General features: G+C 64.3%; 16 protein-coding genes. 8 read left to right on the forward strand and 8 right to left on the reverse strand.

The features are described 5' to 3' along the window. Positions 1-144: 144 nt before the first annotated feature. Together AC1RL5_RS12625 and AC1RL5_RS12630 are read left to right on the forward strand one after the other, a co-directional pair. Complete coding sequence (locus tag AC1RL5_RS12625) at positions 145-1,176, forward strand: histone deacetylase family protein (RefSeq protein WP_093405651.1); 1,032 nt, start codon at positions 145-147, stop codon at positions 1,174-1,176. Positions 1,177-1,188: 12 nt separating this feature from the next. Continuing rightward, positions 1,189-2,289, forward strand: coding sequence for a polyamine ABC transporter substrate-binding protein (locus AC1RL5_RS12630; protein ID WP_047290070.1), 1,101 nt, complete (start codon positions 1,189-1,191; stop codon positions 2,287-2,289). Positions 2,290-2,386: 97 nt separating this feature from the next. Here the strand turns inward: AC1RL5_RS12630 and AC1RL5_RS12635 are convergent, their stop codons facing one another. Together AC1RL5_RS12635 and pdxR are read right to left on the reverse strand one after the other, a co-directional pair. Continuing rightward, positions 2,387-3,598, reverse strand: a complete 1,212-nt coding sequence (locus AC1RL5_RS12635; RefSeq protein WP_053154657.1) for a YeeE/YedE family protein — start codon at positions 3,596-3,598, stop codon at positions 2,387-2,389. A 39-nt stretch (positions 3,599-3,637) separates the two neighbouring features. Then, on the reverse strand, positions 3,638-5,188 hold the full coding sequence (pdxR, locus tag AC1RL5_RS12640) for a MocR-like pyridoxine biosynthesis transcription factor PdxR (protein ID WP_492589306.1): 1,551 nt from the start codon (positions 5,186-5,188) through the stop codon (positions 3,638-3,640). A gap of 106 nt (positions 5,189-5,294) precedes the next feature. On the opposite strand from pdxR, the gene AC1RL5_RS12645 reads away from it, so the two are divergent. The 3 genes from AC1RL5_RS12645 to AC1RL5_RS12655 are packed head-to-tail and all read left to right on the forward strand — an operon-like array spanning position 5,295 to position 7,086. Next, positions 5,295-5,918 (forward strand): FMN-binding negative transcriptional regulator, encoded by a 624-nt coding sequence (locus tag AC1RL5_RS12645; RefSeq protein WP_015637526.1) that lies wholly within the window; start codon positions 5,295-5,297, stop codon positions 5,916-5,918. Between the two features lie 30 nt (positions 5,919-5,948). After that, the gene (locus AC1RL5_RS12650) at positions 5,949-6,395 is read left to right on the forward strand and encodes a GNAT family N-acetyltransferase (protein WP_103408035.1); all 447 of its coding nucleotides are present in this window, start codon (positions 5,949-5,951) and stop codon (positions 6,393-6,395) included. Positions 6,396-6,414: 19 nt separating this feature from the next. Beyond that, positions 6,415-7,086, forward strand: a complete 672-nt coding sequence (locus tag AC1RL5_RS12655; RefSeq protein ID WP_072443398.1) for a GNAT family N-acetyltransferase — start codon at positions 6,415-6,417, stop codon at positions 7,084-7,086. An 83-nt stretch (positions 7,087-7,169) separates the two neighbouring features. Here the strand turns inward: AC1RL5_RS12655 and AC1RL5_RS12660 are convergent, their stop codons facing one another. After that, complete coding sequence (locus AC1RL5_RS12660) at positions 7,170-8,069, reverse strand: homocysteine S-methyltransferase family protein (protein ID WP_011064317.1); 900 nt, start codon at positions 8,067-8,069, stop codon at positions 7,170-7,172. Between the two features lie 110 nt (positions 8,070-8,179). Between AC1RL5_RS12660 and AC1RL5_RS12665 the strand changes: the two genes are divergently transcribed. Next, positions 8,180-9,001 carry an ABC transporter substrate-binding protein gene (locus tag AC1RL5_RS12665; protein WP_011064318.1) on the forward strand — a complete coding sequence of 274 codons (822 nt, stop codon included), beginning with the start codon at positions 8,180-8,182 and terminating at the stop codon, positions 8,999-9,001. Further along, the gene (locus AC1RL5_RS12670; RefSeq protein WP_492589304.1) at positions 8,998-9,834 is read left to right on the forward strand and encodes an amino acid ABC transporter permease; all 837 of its coding nucleotides are present in this window, start codon (positions 8,998-9,000) and stop codon (positions 9,832-9,834) included. Before AC1RL5_RS12665 ends, AC1RL5_RS12670 begins: the two co-directional genes overlap by 4 nt. Positions 9,835-9,837: 3 nt before the next feature. Here the strand turns inward: AC1RL5_RS12670 and AC1RL5_RS12675 are convergent, their stop codons facing one another. The 4 genes from AC1RL5_RS12675 to AC1RL5_RS12690 form a co-directional block, all read right to left on the reverse strand. Further along, positions 9,838-10,107, reverse strand: a complete 270-nt coding sequence (locus tag AC1RL5_RS12675; RefSeq protein WP_011064320.1) for a helix-turn-helix domain-containing protein — start codon at positions 10,105-10,107, stop codon at positions 9,838-9,840. Continuing rightward, positions 10,104-11,378 (reverse strand): type II toxin-antitoxin system HipA family toxin, encoded by a 1,275-nt coding sequence (locus AC1RL5_RS12680; RefSeq protein WP_492589302.1) that lies wholly within the window; start codon positions 11,376-11,378, stop codon positions 10,104-10,106. The genes AC1RL5_RS12675 and AC1RL5_RS12680 overlap by 4 nt, the downstream gene beginning before the upstream one ends. A gap of 232 nt (positions 11,379-11,610) precedes the next feature. Further along, complete coding sequence (gene oadA, locus AC1RL5_RS12685; protein WP_011064322.1) at positions 11,611-13,419, reverse strand: sodium-extruding oxaloacetate decarboxylase subunit alpha; 1,809 nt, start codon at positions 13,417-13,419, stop codon at positions 11,611-11,613. A gap of 11 nt (positions 13,420-13,430) precedes the next feature. Then, positions 13,431-14,846: an acetyl-CoA carboxylase biotin carboxylase subunit gene (locus tag AC1RL5_RS12690; RefSeq protein WP_015637534.1), complete on the reverse strand. Its 1,416-nt coding sequence runs from the start codon at positions 14,844-14,846 to the stop codon at positions 13,431-13,433. Between the two features lie 190 nt (positions 14,847-15,036). Here AC1RL5_RS12690 and AC1RL5_RS12695 point away from each other — a divergent pair, with 190 nt between their 5' ends. Then, on the forward strand, positions 15,037-15,999 hold the full coding sequence (locus tag AC1RL5_RS12695) for a LysR family transcriptional regulator (protein ID WP_072451901.1): 963 nt from the start codon (positions 15,037-15,039) through the stop codon (positions 15,997-15,999). Here the strand turns inward: AC1RL5_RS12695 and AC1RL5_RS12700 are convergent. Continuing rightward, complete coding sequence (locus AC1RL5_RS12700) at positions 15,941-16,153, reverse strand: PA3496 family putative envelope integrity protein (protein WP_072451902.1); 213 nt, start codon at positions 16,151-16,153, stop codon at positions 15,941-15,943. The genes AC1RL5_RS12695 and AC1RL5_RS12700 overlap by 59 nt on opposite strands. Between the last annotated feature and the right edge of the window lie 9 nt (positions 16,154-16,162).

The raw sequence follows: 16,162 nt of genomic DNA on the forward strand, positions 1-16,162 counted from the left end.
CGGGGCGCCATGCCTCTTTAAGGGGCGAATTTCGGTCAAACACTTTGGCCACATCAATCCCCTTTTGGCCGCTCCTGCCGTTCTCCCAAACCCCGCGCCCCGCAAGACTGTGATCCACCGAATCAGCCTGCGGAGAACAAGAAAATGCTGACGATCTACTCGGACGATCACCACCTGCACCACGGCCGTTGCGAACTCATCGACGGGCAACTGATGCCCTGCTTCGAAATGCCTTCCCGGGCCGACCACGTGCTGGATCGGGTGAAACATCAAAACCTGGGGCCGGTAGAGGCACCCAAGGACTTCGGCCTGGAGCCCATCGAGCGCATCCACAGCCGGGCCTACCTGGACTTCTTCAAGGGCGCCTGGGCGCGCTGGGCGGCACAGGGCATCGACGGCGACCTGCTGCCCTACACCTGGCCGGCGCGTACCTTGCGCAGCGTGATTCCCACCAGCCTCCACGGCCAGCTCGGCTACTACAGCTTCGACGGCGGCGCGCCGATCACCGCCGGCACCTGGCAGGCGGCCTATAGCGCGGCGCAGGTGGCGCTGACCGCCCAGGCCCATATCCAGAATGGCGCCCACAGTGCCTTCGCCCTGTGCCGGCCACCGGGACACCACGCCGCCGGCGACCTGATGGGCGGCTACTGCTACCTGAACAACGCCGCCATTGCTGCCCAGGCCTTCCTCGATCAGGGCCACAGGAAGGTCGCGATCCTCGACGTCGACTACCACCACGGCAACGGCACCCAGTCGATCTTCTATGAGCGCAGCGACGTGCTCTTCACCTCGATCCACGGCCACCCGGAAGCCGAGTTCCCGTTCTTCCTGGGCTATGCCGACGAGTGCGGCGAAGGCGCCGGGGAAGGCTTCAACTTCAACTACCCGCTGGCCGCCGGTAGCGGCTGGGATGCGTGGAGCGCAGCCCTGGAGCAGGCCTGCAACGAAATCCAGCGCTATGGCGCCGACATCATCGTGGTGTCCCTGGGCGTGGACACTTTCAAGGACGACCCGATCTCGCAATTCAAACTCGACAGCCCGGACTACCTGGCCATGGGCAAGCGCATCGCCGCCCTCGGCAAGCCGACGCTGTTCGTCATGGAAGGCGGTTATGCGGTAGAGGAAATCGGCATCAACGCCGTCAACGTTCTCGAAGGCTTCCAAAGCGCCCAGTGAGGGATTCGCATCATGCAAAGACTCAAACGCTTAATGATCCCCGCCCTGTGCGCCAGCCTGCTGGGGACCGCCGCCCACGCCGAAGAACGCACCCTGCGGGTGTACAACTGGTTCGACTACATCACCCCCAAGGCCCTGGAAGATTTCAAGGCGCAGAACAGCCAGGTGAAGCTGGTCTACGACATCTTCGACACCAACGAAGCCCTGGAAGCCAAGCTGCTGACCGGCAACTCCGGCTATGACGTGGTGGTGCCGTCCAACGTGTTCCTGGCCAAGCAGATCGAGGCCGGGGTGTTCCAGCCCCTGGACCGCAGCAAGCTGCCCAACTGGAACCACCTGGACCCCAAGCTGATGAAGCTGATCGAGGCCAACGACCCGGGCAACAAGTTCGCCGTGCCCTACATGTACGGCACCATCCTGATCGGCTTCAACCCGGACAAGATCAAGGCCGCCCTGGGGGACAAGGCGCCGGTGGACAGCTGGGACCTGATCTTCAAGGAAGAGAACATCAGCAAGCTCAAGCAGTGCGGCGTGGCCCTGCTGGATTCGCCGTCGGAAATCCTGCCCCTGGCCTTGCAGCACCTGGGCCTGGACCCCAACAGCAAGAAACCGGCGGACTACGAGAAGGCTGAAGCGCTGCTGATGAAGATCCGGCCGTACATCACCTACTTCCACTCCTCCAAGTACATGGCCGACATCGCCAATGGCGATATCTGCGTGGCCGTGGGCTATTCGGGGAGCTTCTCCCAGGCCGCCAACCGCGCCAAGGAAGCCAAGAACGGCGTGACCGTGGACATGCGTCTGCCCAAGGAAGGCGCGCCGATCTGGTTCGACATGCTGGCGGTCCCCAAGGGCGCGAAGAACCCGGAAGATGCCTACACCTTCATCAACTACCTGCTGCAACCCCAGGTGATTGCCCCGGTCAGCGACTTTGTCGGTTATCCCAACCCGAACAAGGACGCGACCGGACTGGTAGACCCTTCGATCCGCAACAACCCCAACCTGTATCCGACAGAAGCGGCCATGAGCACCCTGTACACGCTGCAGCCGTTGCCCCGTGATGCAGAGCGGGCGCGGACCCGGGCCTGGACCAAGATCAAGTCCGGGACCTGATCCGGCGCAAGCACACGGGCGGTGTTCTGGTGGGCGGCGACCGACGAGGACGCGGCGGGTGATAGACCGCGTCGCCGCTGCTCCTACACAGTGGCGTTTAGCAGCCGGTGAGGCCTTGGGGGCTGCGTTCTTCGGCGAAGAACCAGGGCCGCAGGCGCACGCCCACGCCGTTGCCGATGAAGGCCGCCACCAGCCACAGCCAGCCATGCAGGCTGCCGGAGGCGATGCCGCTGAAGTAGGCGCCGATGTTGCAGCCGTAGGCCAGGCGCGAACCGTAGCCCAGCAGCAGGCCGCCGATTACCGCCGCTACCAGGGAACGGGTGGGGATTCTCAGGTTGGGGGCAAAACGTCCCGCCAGCCCTGCCGCCAGCAAGGCACCCAGGACGATGCCGATGTCCATGACGCTGGTGATGTCCTGCCACACCGGTGCCGCCAGCGCCTTGGCATTCGCCGCGCCCTGCCAGAACACCCAGCTGCCTACGTCCACCCCCAGCCCGCTGGCGACCTTGGCGCCCCACAGGGCGAACGCCGAGGTAATGCCCCATGGGCGCCCCGCCAGGGCCAGGGTGGCGAAGTTCAGCAGAGCCAGGGCTACCGCGCCCCAGACCAGCGGCCAGGGGCCGCGCAGCAGCCGGCGCCAGCCCTGGTGCTCGCTGGTGACCGGAGCTTCAAGGCTGCCATGACGGCGCTTTTCCAGGGTCAGGGTGAGCACCGCGATCAGCGCGAACAGGCACAGGCTCAGGCCCAGCGCCGGGCCTACACCAAAACTCTGGACGATGGAGATTGGCGGCAGCGACGGCAGCGCAAACCACCAGTCGACGTGATGGGTGGCGATCAGCGAACCGCAAATGAAGAACGCCAGGGTCACCAGCATCCGCGCATTGCCGCCGCCAACGGTGAACAGGGTGCCCGAGGCGCAACCGCCGCCCAACTGCATGCCGATGCCGAAGATGAAGGCACCGAAGATCACCGAGACGCCGGCCGGCGCCACCAGCCCCACCACCGGCTGGCCGAACAGGCTGCCCGCCCCCAGCGCGGGGAAGAACAGCAGCACCGCCAGGGCCAGCATGACCATCTGCGCTCGCAGGCCGGCGCCACGCCGGTCGCGGATGAACACCCGCCAGGCCGAGGTGAAGCCGAAGGCCGCGTGATACAGGGTCAGCCCCAGGGCAGCGCCCAGCAGCAACAGCAGCACCTGGCGGGCACCCACCTGGGCTTGCAGGAACAGAGCACCGGCCACCAGCAGCAGCAAGGCGAACAGCGGGGCGCCGAACTTGCGTTCAGGCGCCAGGGAGAGGGTCTGGCTCATGGGGGTTCTCGCGCGGGAAATGCTCGCGAGTATACCGCTTCAGGCCCGCCAGGCCTGGCGCAAACGGCTTACCGCAGCCTGTATATCGGCTTCCGGCACAGCCGCGAAGCCCAGCACCAGCCCGGCCCGCTGGTCCTCGGGCAAGGTGGTTTGCGGCAGCCAGTAGCTGCTCAGGCCGGCGACCTCGACCTCCACACTGGCGGCCTGGGCCAGCAGTTCCTGTTCCCGCGCCAGGCTGTCGACCCGCACCGTCAGGTGCAGCCCCGCCGCCACGCCGGGCAGCGGCCCAACGCCGCCGATCGCCTGCGGCCAGGCCGCCAGCAAGGTGTTGCGCCGGCTCAGGGCCGCCCGGCGCATGCGCCGGATATGCCGCTGGAAGTGCCCGGCGGCCATGAACTCGGCCATCACCGCCTGGGTACTGACCTCGGAATGGCGCACGTCCACCGCCCGGCGCTGGGCGAAGGCCTGGACCAGGGTCGGCGGCAGCACCAGGTAGCCCAGGCGCAGGGCCGGAAAGGCGACCTTGCCGAAGGTCCCGACGTAGATCACCCGGCCCTGGCGGTCCAACGCCGCCAGGGGGGCCAGGGGCGCACCGCTGTAGCGGTACTCGCCGTCGTAGTCGTCCTCGATGATCCAGCCCTGGCTGCGTTCGGCCCAGGCCAGCAGCTCCAGGCGCCGGGCCAGGCTCATGATCACCCCGGTGGGGTACTGGTGGGACGGCGTGACATAGGCCAGGCGGCAGCTGTCCAGCTGCTCCAGCTGGCGGCAGTCGATGCCCTCCTGGTCCACCGCCACGCCCTGCAACTGCGCACCCGCCAGGGCGAAGGCATGCCCCGCGGCGCGGTAGCCGGGGTTTTCCACAGCCACCTTGTCGCCGGGCTCCACCAGCAGCTGTGCACAAAGGCTGATGCCCTGCTGCGCGCCACTGGTGATCACAATTTGTTCAGCCGTGCAGCTCAGGCCCCGAGCGCTGCGCAGGTAGGCGGCGATCAGGCTGCGCAGCCGCGGATCGCCCGCCGAGTCGCCGTAGCACAACTGCCCGAGGTCGGGCCTGCGCCAGAAAGCCGCATTCAGCTTGGCCCAGACCTCGAACGGGAACAGATCGAAGGCTGGCACACCAACCCGAAAAGCCCGTGGCGGCCCCTTGGGCGGGGTACTCAAATGATGGGTTTGCAGGCGCTGCCAGCCGCTGCTGTGGATAACTTTACTGGATAAATCACCAGCCATTTCTGCCTGTTTTGTGGATAAACCTGTGGGTAAGCCTGTTGAAAACCCTGTGGATACTTTTGTGGATAGTTTTTTGATCGGCAATCGGGTTTCCGGCAATTGCGCCACATAGGTGCCGTCACCGACCCGCCCTTCGATAAAACCCTCGGCGTACAGCTGGTCATAGGCCCGCACTACGCTGTTGCGGGAAATCCCCAGGGCGGCGGCCAGGTCGCGGCTGGCAGGCAGGCGCGTACCACTGGCCAGGCGCCCGTCCAGTACCCGCTGTCGCAAGGCCTGGTACAGCTGGCGACTGAGGCCCTGGCGGCGGTCCAGCTCGATGCCGGCAGGGTTGAAGGACAACGGGGGTACGGCACTGTTCATCGAGGTTCACCCGGGCAATTGGACCTACAAAATAGACCAGAGATGGCTCTTACAACGAACCATTAGCCTGCCTAGGATGCAGCCACTCGCCAAGGATTTTTTTTACATGTACCTACCCCGCGCTTTCGTCGATGAAGACCTCGCCCGCCTGCAGCAACTGATCCTGGGCAGCCGCCTGGCGACCCTGGTGACCTGGGGCGCCCTGGGCCTGCAGGCCAGCCACCTGCCCCTGCTGCTGGACCCCGGACAGGGGGCCAATGGCACCCTCTACGGGCACCTGGCCAAGGCCAACCCGCAATGCGCCGAACTGGCCGCTGGCGCCGAGGCGCTGGTGATCTTCACGGGCGAGGATGCCTACGTCAGCCCCTCGTTCTATCCAAGCAAGGCCGAGCACGGCAAAGTGGTGCCGACCTGGAACTACGTGGCAGTGCACGCCTATGGCCAGCCTGAGGTATTCAGCGATCCGGAGCGGCTGCTCAAGGTGGTGGGGGGCCTGACCGAGCGTCACGAAGCCGGCCGCCCCCAACCCTGGCAAGTGACAGATGCCCCCGCCGACTATCTGGAGGGCATGCTCCGGGCAATCGTCGGCTTTGCCTTGCCGATCCAGCGGCTGGAAGGCAAGCGCAAGCTCAGCCAGAACCGCAGCGCCGAGGATATCGCCGGGGTGCGCGAAGGCCTCGCGGCCAGCGCCGACCTGCGCGACCAGCAACTGTCCCGATTGATGAGCTAGGTTTTCGTCCAGAACAATAAAGGAGCTTTCATGCGCCAGATCCAGATCCGCCCCGTTACCGCCGCCGACCACAGCGCCTGGCAGCCCCTGTGGCAGGCCTACCTGCGCTTCTACGAGACCGAGCTGGCGGATGCCGTGACCCAGAGCACCTGGCAGCGCTTTCTCGACCCCCGCGAACCCACCCACGCGGCCCTGGCCTGGGACGGCGAGCGCGCCGTGGGCCTGGTGCATTTCATCTACCATCGCTCCAACTGGAGCATCGAGAATTCCTGCTACCTGCAGGACCTGCTGGTGACCCCGGACCAACGCGGGACCGGCGTGGGCCGCCAGTTGATCGAGTTCGTCTACGCCCAGGCCAAGCAGGACGGCTGTGCCAAGGTGCATTGGCTGACCCACGAAACCAATGCCACGGCCATCCAGTTGTATGAGCGCATCGCCGAGCGCCCGGGTTTCATCCAGTTCCGCAAACCCCTCTGAGTTGCCAAGGAGCCACTGCATGTCGATTTCACTCGCCGATTGGAAAGGCGTTCCCGCCCCCTCGGCCACCCTGCTTGATGGGCGCTTCATCCGTTTGGAAAGGCTCGACCCGGCGCGCCATGGCGACGATCTGTTCCAGGTGCTGCAAGGCCCGGGCGCCGATCCGGTGCTGTGGAACTACCTGCCTTACGGCCCCTTCCCCGAGCGCGCGGCGTTCGATGCCTGGCTCAGTGGCCATGCCGCCGCCAGCGACCCGTATTTCTTTACCGTGATCGACCGCGCCAACGGCCAGGCCCAGGGCATCATCAGCCTGATGTCCATCGTCCCGGCCCAGGGCCGCATCGAGATCGGCCACGTGACCTTCGGTTCCCCCATGCAGCGTTCGCCAAAGAGCACGGAAGCGGTGTACCTGCTGGCCAAGGAAGCTTTCGCCCTGGGTTACCGGCGGCTGGAGTGGAAGTGCAACAACGCCAATGAGCGCTCGCGCTATGCCGCACAGCGCTTGGGTTTCAGCTTCGAAGGGGTGTTTCGCCAGCACATGGTGGCCAAGGGACAGAACCGCGATACCGCGTGGTTCTCGATCCTGGACGGGGAATGGCCGGCAATCGCCAGGGGCTTCGAGCAGTGGCTCAGCGATGAAAACCAGAGCGGCTCGGGGCAGCTCAAGTCGCTGGCGGAGTGTCGCGGCTAAGCGGGATTTTCGCCGGCAAGCCGGCTCCTACAGGAATTGCGGTGAACCCGAACCTTGTAGGAGCTGGCTTGCCAGCGAAGGACTCAACCGAGCTTCTGCGCCAGCACCGCAATATGCTCGGGCCCGATGCCGCAGCACCCGCCCACATGGCTGGCCCCGCGCTGGTGCCAGTCCGCCACCCATTGCAGATAACCCGGCGGGTCCAGGTCTTCACGCAGCGGGCACAGGCCATCGTTGGCGGTGGCATCCTCGGGCTGCGGCGGAAAGGCATTGGCATACACGCCAATGTGAATCTGCACGCCCAGGCGCTCGAAGGTCTCGCGAGCCGCATCCACCGCAGCCCCAATCACTTCCGGCTGGCTGCAGTTGAACAGCAGGGTCTGCACCCCCAGTTGCGCCGCCACGGCTGCCGCTTCGGCCACCGTCTCGCCGGAACGCAGGCGCGGCACTTCGTCGACCTCTTCGTCCTTCAGGGTGAAGGACAGCCAGAACGGCTTGCCGTCCTTGGGCAGGCCGGCGTGGATAGCCCGCGCTTCGACGATCGAGCTCTGGGTTTCCGCCAGCCACAGGTCGACATGGGGCGCCAGGCCCTTGACCAGCGGGCTGAGGATTTCCTCGACCCGCGCAGCGTCGAACAGATCCGGGCGATAGGAGCCGAACAGCGGCGGCAACGACCCCGCCACCCGCACCGGCTTGCCGGAGGCCTCGACCGCGCGGCGCGCCAGCTCGCCCGCCAGGGCAGCCAGGGCCTGGCCTTCAGCAGCGAAGCGCTCTTCGCCGATATGGAAAGGCACCACCGCGTAGCTGTTGCTGGTGATCACATCAGCGCCGCTGTCGATGTAGGCCGCGTGCACCGCCTCCACCGCCCGGGGGTCTTCGCTCAATGCCAGTGCCGACCACTCGGGTTGCCGGAACGGCGCCCCACGGCGCTGCAACTCGCGACCCATACCGCCATCCAGAATTACCGTGCTACCTGCGCCCATATGCTTTTCACTCATATGCTTATGAAAATAACTCACTATCAGAGTCGTTCTTATAACTATTTAATACGCACCATTCAGTTAATAACAACTCTTTTTCAGTCAGGTTTTCGATGAATTTCAAACCGCTGCTGGCCCTCGGCCTGACCGTTCTCGCCGCCTCCTCCCAAGCCTTCGCCGGCGCCACCCTGGAACGTATCGAGCAGAAAAAGGAGCTGGTCGGGGTGCTGATGGAAAGCTACCCGCCCTTCTCCTTCCTCAACGAGCAGAACCAGCTGGACGGCTTCGACGTCGACGTGGCCAAGGCCGTGGCCGACAAGCTCGGGGTCAGGCTGCGCCTGGAAACCCCGTCCTGGGATGTGATCGCCGCCGGACGCTGGAGCGGGCGCTACGACATCTGCATCTGCTCCATGACCCCGAGCAAGGCCCGCGCCGAGGTCTTCGACTTCCCGGTGCAGTACTACGCCTCGCCGGCGGTAATCGTGGTCAACGCCAAGGATGAACGGATCCACGGCGCCCAGGACCTGAGCGACAAGAAGGTCGGCCTGACCGCCGCCTCCAGCTACGAGGGCTACCTGAACAAGAACCTGGTGATCGAAGGCGCAGAGGACACCCACCTGCAATACCCCTTCGAGAATGTGCAGATCGCTCCCTACGACACCGACAACGTGGCCTTCCAGGACCTCGGCCTGGGCCCGGGTGTACGCCTGGATGCGATCCTCACCAACCTGGTCACCGCCCAGCCGCGCCTGACCCAGGACTCGCGCTTCAAGCTGGCCGGCGAGCCGCTGTACGCCGAGCCCAACTCGGTGGCCATCGAGAAAGGCGATGCCCAGTGGAATGCCAAGGTGCGTGAAGTCTTCGCCCAGCTGAAGCAGGACGGCACCCTGAGCAAGCTGTCGCAGAAATGGATCGGCGCCGACATCAGCCAATGACCGCCTACACGCCACCGCCGCAGCCACCACAATCGGTGGCTGCACCGCTGCTCAAGCGCCTGCTGGGTTTTCGCAGCCGCCTGTACCTGACCTGGGCGACCCTGCTGGTGCTGTTCGCCAGCTTCTTCCTGAGCTTCGAGCTGAAGTTCTCGATCATCCTCGACAAGCTGCCGAACCTGCTGGGCCTGCACCTGTCCCCCAGTGGTTTCCTCCAGGGCGCGGCGCTGACCCTGTTCCTTTGCGCCTGCTCCATCGTCGCCTCGTCGCTGCTGGGCTTTGTCACCGCCCTGGCGCGGCTGTCCTCGAGCGCCGTGGCGTTCGGCATCGCCAGCTTCTATGCCTCGTTCTTTCGCGGCACTCCGCTGCTGATCCAGATCCTGCTGATCTACCTCGGCCTGCCACAACTGGGGGTGGTGCCGGGCGCCATTACCGCCGGGATCATCGCCCTGTCGCTGAACTACGGCGCCTACCTCAGCGAGATCTTCCGCGCCGGCATCCTCGGCGTGCCCCATGGCCAGCGCCAGGCCGCCCTGGCCCTGGGCATGAGCGACAGCGTGATCTTCTGGCAGGTGACCCTGCCCCAGGCCATGCGCACCATCATTCCGCCGGCCACCAACCAGTTCATCTCGATGCTCAAGGACTCGTCGCTGATCTCGGTGATGGGGGTCTGGGAAGTGATGTTCCTGGCCCAGTCCTACGGCCGTTCCAGCTACCGCTACATCGAGATGCTCAGCACCGCGGCGCTGATCTACTGGCTGCTGTCCATCGGCCTGGAACTGATCCAGGCGCGGATGGAAAGGCATTACGGCAAGGGTTACGTTCAGCGCGGGTGAAGCTCAAGGGCGCAGGGAAACCACCCCCATCTGCAGGCCGAAAGGCTTGAACACCGCGTTCAGCGACTTGAGGGTCGGGTTGCCGTCGCCGTGTTCGATATGGATCAGGGTACGCAGGGAAATCCGGCACATCCTGGCGAACTGGCTCTGATGCAACCCGGTGACTTCAGTGCGCAGGCGCTTGACCGCATCACCAACCGACAAACGCCCAGCGGCCAGTTCCTGGCGGATGTTATCGATCAGCAGGCCGCGCTGTTCCAGGGTCGTAGTCATCGCAAACCCCACTCCAGCAGGCGTCGATCCAGGTCACGCAGGTAAATGCGCGGGTGATTCAGAGTGGCCTCGGGCAAGCCCCCGGCACTCAGCAGGTCCGGCAGGGCCCGTAGCCGTTCGGCATCTTCGCGCAGGCGCGTCAGCGCAGCATCGGGATCGATCAGCGGCTTGAGGCTGGCACACACCTGGCGCCAGTCGATGTCACCCGCCACTTCCATCCGGCCGGGCCATTTGGTGCTGCGGGTAATGCCCTTGTCATCCATCACTCGCGGCGCCAGATCGTGGATCGGCGCCAACTGCACCTGGCCCTCGTGACGGATGATCCAGGTATTGCGCCCATGGTTGGCCGAGTTGCCAAGGATCTTGTTGAGCAGGTCCCGACGCAGGTAGTCGGCCACCAGCTCCGGGATCGCCGAGGCCTGCCCGGCGGTTCGCCAGAGTTCGGCCAGCAGCCCCAGGACCTTGGTGTGCCGCATGCCCAGGCTCTGGCCGGGCAACCCCGCCAGGGAATAGATGGACTCCAGCGCCAGCCGTTCCACACCCTGCCCGTGCAGGCGACGATCAAAGCGTCGCATCCACAGGCTCGGCTGTCGCTCCTCTTCCAGGGCCAGGCCTTGGGCGGGAACCGTATCGATGCCCAGCTGCTGCAGCGCCCGGTAGTAGTGGAACTCGCTTCTGAGCATGTCGCAGTCATTTGGCGTCGCCTGCTCTGGCGGGCATTTCACCTGCCAGTGGCACGCCGCCAACCTGTCTTCCAACAGCGCATCGGGGTACAGCAACCCGTCACGCCCCTGGGTCAGCAGCAGCTTCGTCGCCTCGCCAACGGCACCGGTGGCACCGCTCATTGCCGCTCCCTGTTCATGGGCGTATTCAAGAAAGCGGTTGTCGCGGGCGCTGACCTCGGCCCGGGAGAACCCCAGCAGCGGCCGTTCATTCATGGCGGCAAGGGACTCCTTGATCCGCAGATTGCCCATGGGGGCCGCGCTGGATCGGGCCAGCAGGAACAAGTCGGGGGCAATGCCGGAGGGGCGCACGCCCACCGAGCGCTCGGCCAAAAAACGCTGCATGGTGAGCGTCGGCGCAATGTCATACAGGAACGCCGGGGCGCCCGGACTGCGCAGCAGTTCCCAGGTCAGCGGCAGACGCACACTCACCGATCCCGCCAGCGGCGTGGCAAAGGCTTCCAGATTGCCTGCCAGGTACGACTGCTCATAACCCAGACGGCAAGGGCTGGTGAAACCCTGCTCGGGATGCTCGAAAATCAGGGTCATCGCATCGCTCCACGTCCCGGCGCGATGGACCTGCAAAGTCAGCTGTAGCATTCATTACCTGCAATTTAATGCACTTTTGGTGCGTCATTACCTCTGCAAAATGCATTGTAATGCAGATACAGCCGATTTTTGCAGACAATAAGTGCACTAAAATGCACTCAGGCAAATCGTGGACAAAAAAAGGGAGGCCGTGGCCTCCCCGAGGTAAAGCGTTGCAGATGAAGGCCTGAACTCAGCCTTCGATCTCGATCAGGATCTCGCCCGGGTTGACCCGGTCGCCCTTGGCCACATGGATCGCCACGACCTTGCCGGCAACCGCTGCCTGGACTTCGGTCTCCATCTTCATGGCTTCGGTGATCAGTACCGCCTGGCCGGCCTTGACCGTGTCGCCTTCCTTGACCAGCACATCGACGATGTTGCCCGGCATGGTGGTGCTGACATGGCCCGGGGCGCTCGCCTGCTTGCGCTTGCTGCCACCGCCGCCGACGAATTCGTTGAGAGGTTCGAACACCACCTCTTCCGGCATGCCGTCGATGGACAGGTAGAAGTGACGCTTGCCTTCGGCCTTGACCCCAACCCCGGTGATGTCGACGCGGTAGGTCTCGCCGTGGACGTCGATGACGAACTCGGTGGGCACGCCTTCACCGCCCGGCTTGCTCACGCCGCCCGCTTCAGGAATCGGCAGCAGCACTTCCGGAACCAGGGTGCCGGCCTCACGCTCTTCGAGGAACTTGCGCCCGATGTCCGGGAACATGGCGTAGGTCAGCACGTCTTCTTCGGAATGCGCCAGGGCGCCGATTTCGCCACGCAGCTTGGTCATTTCCGGCTTCAGCAGGTCGGCGGGACGTACATCGATCACCTCCTCGCTGCCGATGGCCTGGCGCCGCAGTTTCTCGTCGACTTCCCCCGGAGCCTTGCCGTAGCCGCCTTGCAGGTAGAGCTTCACTTCGTTGGTGATGGTCTTGTAGCGCTCGCCAGCCAGGACGTTGAAGAACGCCTGGGTACCGACGATCTGCGAAGTCGGGGTCACCAGCGGCGGGTAGCCCAGGTCGTGACGGACCCGTGGAATCTCGGCCAGCACTTCGTTCATGCGGTTCAGGGCGCCCTGCTCTTTGAGCTGGTTGGCCAGGTTGGAAATCATCCCGCCCGGCACCTGGTTGACCTGCACCCGGGTGTCCACGGCGGTGAATTCGCTTTCGAACTGGTGGTACTTCTTGCGCACGGCGTAGAAGTACAGGCCGATCTCTTGCAGCAGCTCCAGATCCAGGCCGGTGTCGAACTCGCTGCCTTTGAGGGCTGCGACCATGGATTCGGTACCCGGGTGGCTGGTGCCCCAGGCGAAGCTGGAGATGGCGGTGTCGATATGGTCGGCGCCGTTCTCGATGGCCTTGAGTTGGCACATCGCAGCCAGGCCGGCGGTGTCATGGGAGTGGATGAACACCGGCAGCGACAGCTCGGCCTTCAGCGCCTTGACCAGCTCGCCGGTGGCGTAAGGGGTCAACAGGCCGGCCATGTCCTTGATCGCGATGGAGTCGCAGCCCATGGCTTCCATCTGCTTGCCCTGGGCCACGAAGGCCTCGATGGTGTGCACCGGGCTGGTGGTGTAGGCGATGGTGCCCTGGGCGTGCTTGCCGGCGGCTTTCACCGCTTCGATGGCGACCCGCAGGTTACGCACGTCGTTCATGGCGTCGAAGATGCGGAACACGTCGATGCCATTGACCGCCGCCTTGGCCACGAAGGCCTTGACCACGTCATCGCTGTAATGGCGGTAGCCCAGCAGGTTCTGGCCGCGCAGGAGCATCTGCAGGCGGGTGTTGGGCAGCGCGGCGCGCAGTTTGCGCAGGCGCTCCCAGGGGTCTTCCTTGAGGAAGCGCACGCAGGCATCGAAGGTGGCGCCGCCCCAGACTTCCAGGGACCAGTAGCCGACTTTGTCGAGCTTGTCGCAGATCGGCAGCATGTCGTCGGTGCGCATGCGGGTCGCCAGCAGCGATTGGTGGGCGTCGCGCAGGATGGTGTCGGTTACATGAATCTTCTTGGACATTGTTTTATTCCTCACAGGCCTGCGTGGGCGGCAATGGCGGCGGCGATGGCCAGGGCCAGCTCTTCGGGTTTGCGCTTGATCGAGTAGTTGGTCAGTTCCGGGTGGCTCTCAACGAAGCTGGTGTTGAACTGACCGCTGCGGAATTCCGGGTTGCGCAGGATTTCCTGGTAATAGGCGGCGGTGGTCTTGACCCCTTGCAGGCGCATGTCGTCCAGGGCGCGCAGGCCACGGTCCATCGCTTCTTCCCAGGTCAGGGCCCAGACCACGAGTTTCAGGCACATGGAGTCGTAGAACGGCGGAATGGTGTAGCCGGTGTAGATCGCCGTGTCGGTGCGCACGCCCGGGCCGCCGGGGGCGTAGTAGCGGGTGATCTTGCCGAAGCTGGGCAGGAAGTTGTTCTTCGGGTCCTCGGCATTGATCCGGAACTGCAGGGCAAAGCCGCGGTGCTGGATGTCTTCCTGTTTCACCGAGAGTGGCAGGCCGGAAGCAATGCGGATCTGCTCGCGGACGATATCGATGCCGGTGATTTCTTCGGTGATGGTGTGTTCCACCTGCACCCGGGTGTTCATCTCCATGAAGTACACCTCGCCCTCGGCGAGCAGGAACTCCACGGTGCCGGCGTTCTCGTAGCCCACGGCCTTGGCTGCGCGCACCGACAGGTCGCCGATGTAGGCGCGCTGTTCCGGGGTCAGCTGCGGGCTCGGGGCGATCTCGATGAGCTTCTGGTTGCGGCGCTGGATCGAGCAGTCGCGCTCGAACAGGTGCACCACGTTGCCAAAACTGTCACCGAGGATCTGCGCTTCGATGTGCTTGGGATTGACGATGCACTTTTCCAGGAACACTTCCGCCGAACCGAAGGCCTTGGTGGCTTCGGAAATGACCCGGGGGAAAGCCTGCTCCAGCTCTTCACGGCTGTTGCAACGACGGATGCCGCGCCCGCCACCACCGGAGGTGGCCTTGAGCATCACCGGGTAGCCGATGCGGTCGCCTTCGGACAGGGCTTCGTGGATATCGGCCACGTTGCCTTCGGTGCCCGGAGTCACCGGCACGCCCGCCTTGATCATGCTGCGGCGGGCTTCGGTCTTATCGCCCATGCGGCGGATCACTTCCGCCGACGGGCCGATGAACTTGATTCCACGTTCGGCGCAGATGTCCGCCAGTTCGGCGTTTTCCGAAAGAAACCCATAGCCGGGATGCAGCGCATCACAGCCGGTTTCCACCGCCAGGTTCACCAGTTTGCGTGGGTTCAGGTAGCCGGCCAGCGGCTCGGCGCCAATGCTGTGGGCCTCATCCGCGCGCTTTACATGCAAGGCATGGCGATCGGCGTCGGAGAAGATCGCTACCGAACGGATGCCCATTTCCGCGCAGGCACGCACAATTCGTACGGCAATCTCACCACGGTTGGCGATCAGGATCTTTTTTATCACTTGGAGGTTCCCTTGAGCCGTTGAAACAGACGACCCGCTAGACCGAGTCGGCGCGTGACCAAATGTTTCAAGTCAGTCGCAGCGACACACTAGCTCTGCAGAGGGATTAACAAAAATCAATAATTATTGGGTTGGCCATAAGTAAAGACTTATAGTCATGCCACCAGCCCTTGGCGCGAGCCCTCAAGAAATGCGCAAGTCCTTGATGAGACTGACATTGCGTCAGTTGCAGATTTTCAATGAAGTCTGCGATCTACGCTCCTACAGCCGCGCCGCCGATGAAATGTCCCTCACCCAACCCGCGGTCAGCCTGCAGATTCGCCAGTTGGAGGAGCTGATCGGCCAGCCTCTGTTCGACTATGTGGGCAAGAAGCTCTACATGACCGAAGCCGCCGAAGCGCTGCAACGGGCCAGCCGGGACATCTTCGGGCGCCTGGAGAACCTCGACATGCAGCTCTCCGACATGCAGGGTTCGCTGCAGGGCCAGCTCAAACTGGCCATCGAATCCAGCGCCAAGTACTTCGTGCCGCACCTGTTCGCCGCCTTCAAGCGCCAGCACCCGGAAGTGCACCTGCAACTGACGGTGGTCAACCGCTCCCAGGTGATCCGCCGGCTCTCGGACAATCGCGACGACCTGGTGATCATGTCCATGGTGCCCCAGGACATGGAGCTGGAGTTCCTGCCCTTCCTCAATAACCCGATCGTCGCGGTGGCCCCGCCGGAGCACCCCCTGAGCCACATGGGCCCGCTGCGCCTGCAGGACCTGGAGCCCTACACGCTGGTACTGCGCGAACAGGGTTCAGGCACACGCCTGGCGTGCGAGGAGTATTTCAAGGAGAAGCGCGTGCACTTCACCCAGATCCTCGAAGTGTCATCGGCCGAGGCTCAGCGCGAGTGCGTGCGGGCAGGTCTGGGCGTGGCCTTGTTGACGCGCCACGCCCTGAACCTTGAGTTGGCGACCGGCGGCTTGATCGAGTTGCCGGTCGAAGAGCTGCCATTGCTGCGCAGCTGGTGCCTGGTGCAGGCCAAAGCCAAGCGCCTGTCACCGGTAGCGCATGCGTTCCTGGGATTCATCCGCAGCGAACGGGTGCAGATCAGCGGCTTGGTTGAACGCTTCGACGGGAAGCTGCGGGCGCCGCCTGCCAGTAATTGACGGCGTCCAGCTCGGGGTAATCGTTGATTTGCTGCTGCAACTGACGCAGCTCGAAGCGGTGTTCGATCGCACGACGAAATTCCATGCGGCGCTGGTCTTCCTGCTGACGACGGGTCTTGACTGCGCTGTTGCTCTCTTCGTAAGGCCGGGCCATTTCGAGTCT

This window comes from Pseudomonas sp. GW822-FHT06D10 (assembly GCF_058799535.1).

Coding starts and splice junctions, on each gene's coding strand:
- AC1RL5_RS12625 (WP_093405651.1), top strand. CDS start 145: ATGCTGACGATCTACTCGGACGATCACCACCTGCACCACGGCCGTTGC.
- AC1RL5_RS12630 (WP_047290070.1), top strand. CDS start 1,189: ATGCAAAGACTCAAACGCTTAATGATCCCCGCCCTGTGCGCCAGCCTG.
- AC1RL5_RS12635 (WP_053154657.1), bottom strand. CDS start 3,598: ATGAGCCAGACCCTCTCCCTGGCGCCTGAACGCAAGTTCGGCGCCCCG.
- pdxR (WP_492589306.1), bottom strand. CDS start 5,188: ATGAACAGTGCCGTACCCCCGTTGTCCTTCAACCCTGCCGGCATCGAG.
- AC1RL5_RS12645 (WP_015637526.1), top strand. CDS start 5,295: ATGTACCTACCCCGCGCTTTCGTCGATGAAGACCTCGCCCGCCTGCAG.
- AC1RL5_RS12650 (WP_103408035.1), top strand. CDS start 5,949: ATGCGCCAGATCCAGATCCGCCCCGTTACCGCCGCCGACCACAGCGCC.
- AC1RL5_RS12655 (WP_072443398.1), top strand. CDS start 6,415: ATGTCGATTTCACTCGCCGATTGGAAAGGCGTTCCCGCCCCCTCGGCC.
- AC1RL5_RS12660 (WP_011064317.1), bottom strand. CDS start 8,069: ATGGGCGCAGGTAGCACGGTAATTCTGGATGGCGGTATGGGTCGCGAG.
- AC1RL5_RS12665 (WP_011064318.1), top strand. CDS start 8,180: ATGAATTTCAAACCGCTGCTGGCCCTCGGCCTGACCGTTCTCGCCGCC.
- AC1RL5_RS12670 (WP_492589304.1), top strand. CDS start 8,998: ATGACCGCCTACACGCCACCGCCGCAGCCACCACAATCGGTGGCTGCA.
- AC1RL5_RS12675 (WP_011064320.1), bottom strand. CDS start 10,107: ATGACTACGACCCTGGAACAGCGCGGCCTGCTGATCGATAACATCCGC.
- AC1RL5_RS12680 (WP_492589302.1), bottom strand. CDS start 11,378: ATGACCCTGATTTTCGAGCATCCCGAGCAGGGTTTCACCAGCCCTTGC.
- oadA (WP_011064322.1), bottom strand. CDS start 13,419: ATGTCCAAGAAGATTCATGTAACCGACACCATCCTGCGCGACGCCCAC.
- AC1RL5_RS12695 (WP_072451901.1), top strand. CDS start 15,037: ATGCGCAAGTCCTTGATGAGACTGACATTGCGTCAGTTGCAGATTTTC.
- AC1RL5_RS12700 (WP_072451902.1), bottom strand. CDS start 16,153: ATGGCCCGGCCTTACGAAGAGAGCAACAGCGCAGTCAAGACCCGTCGT.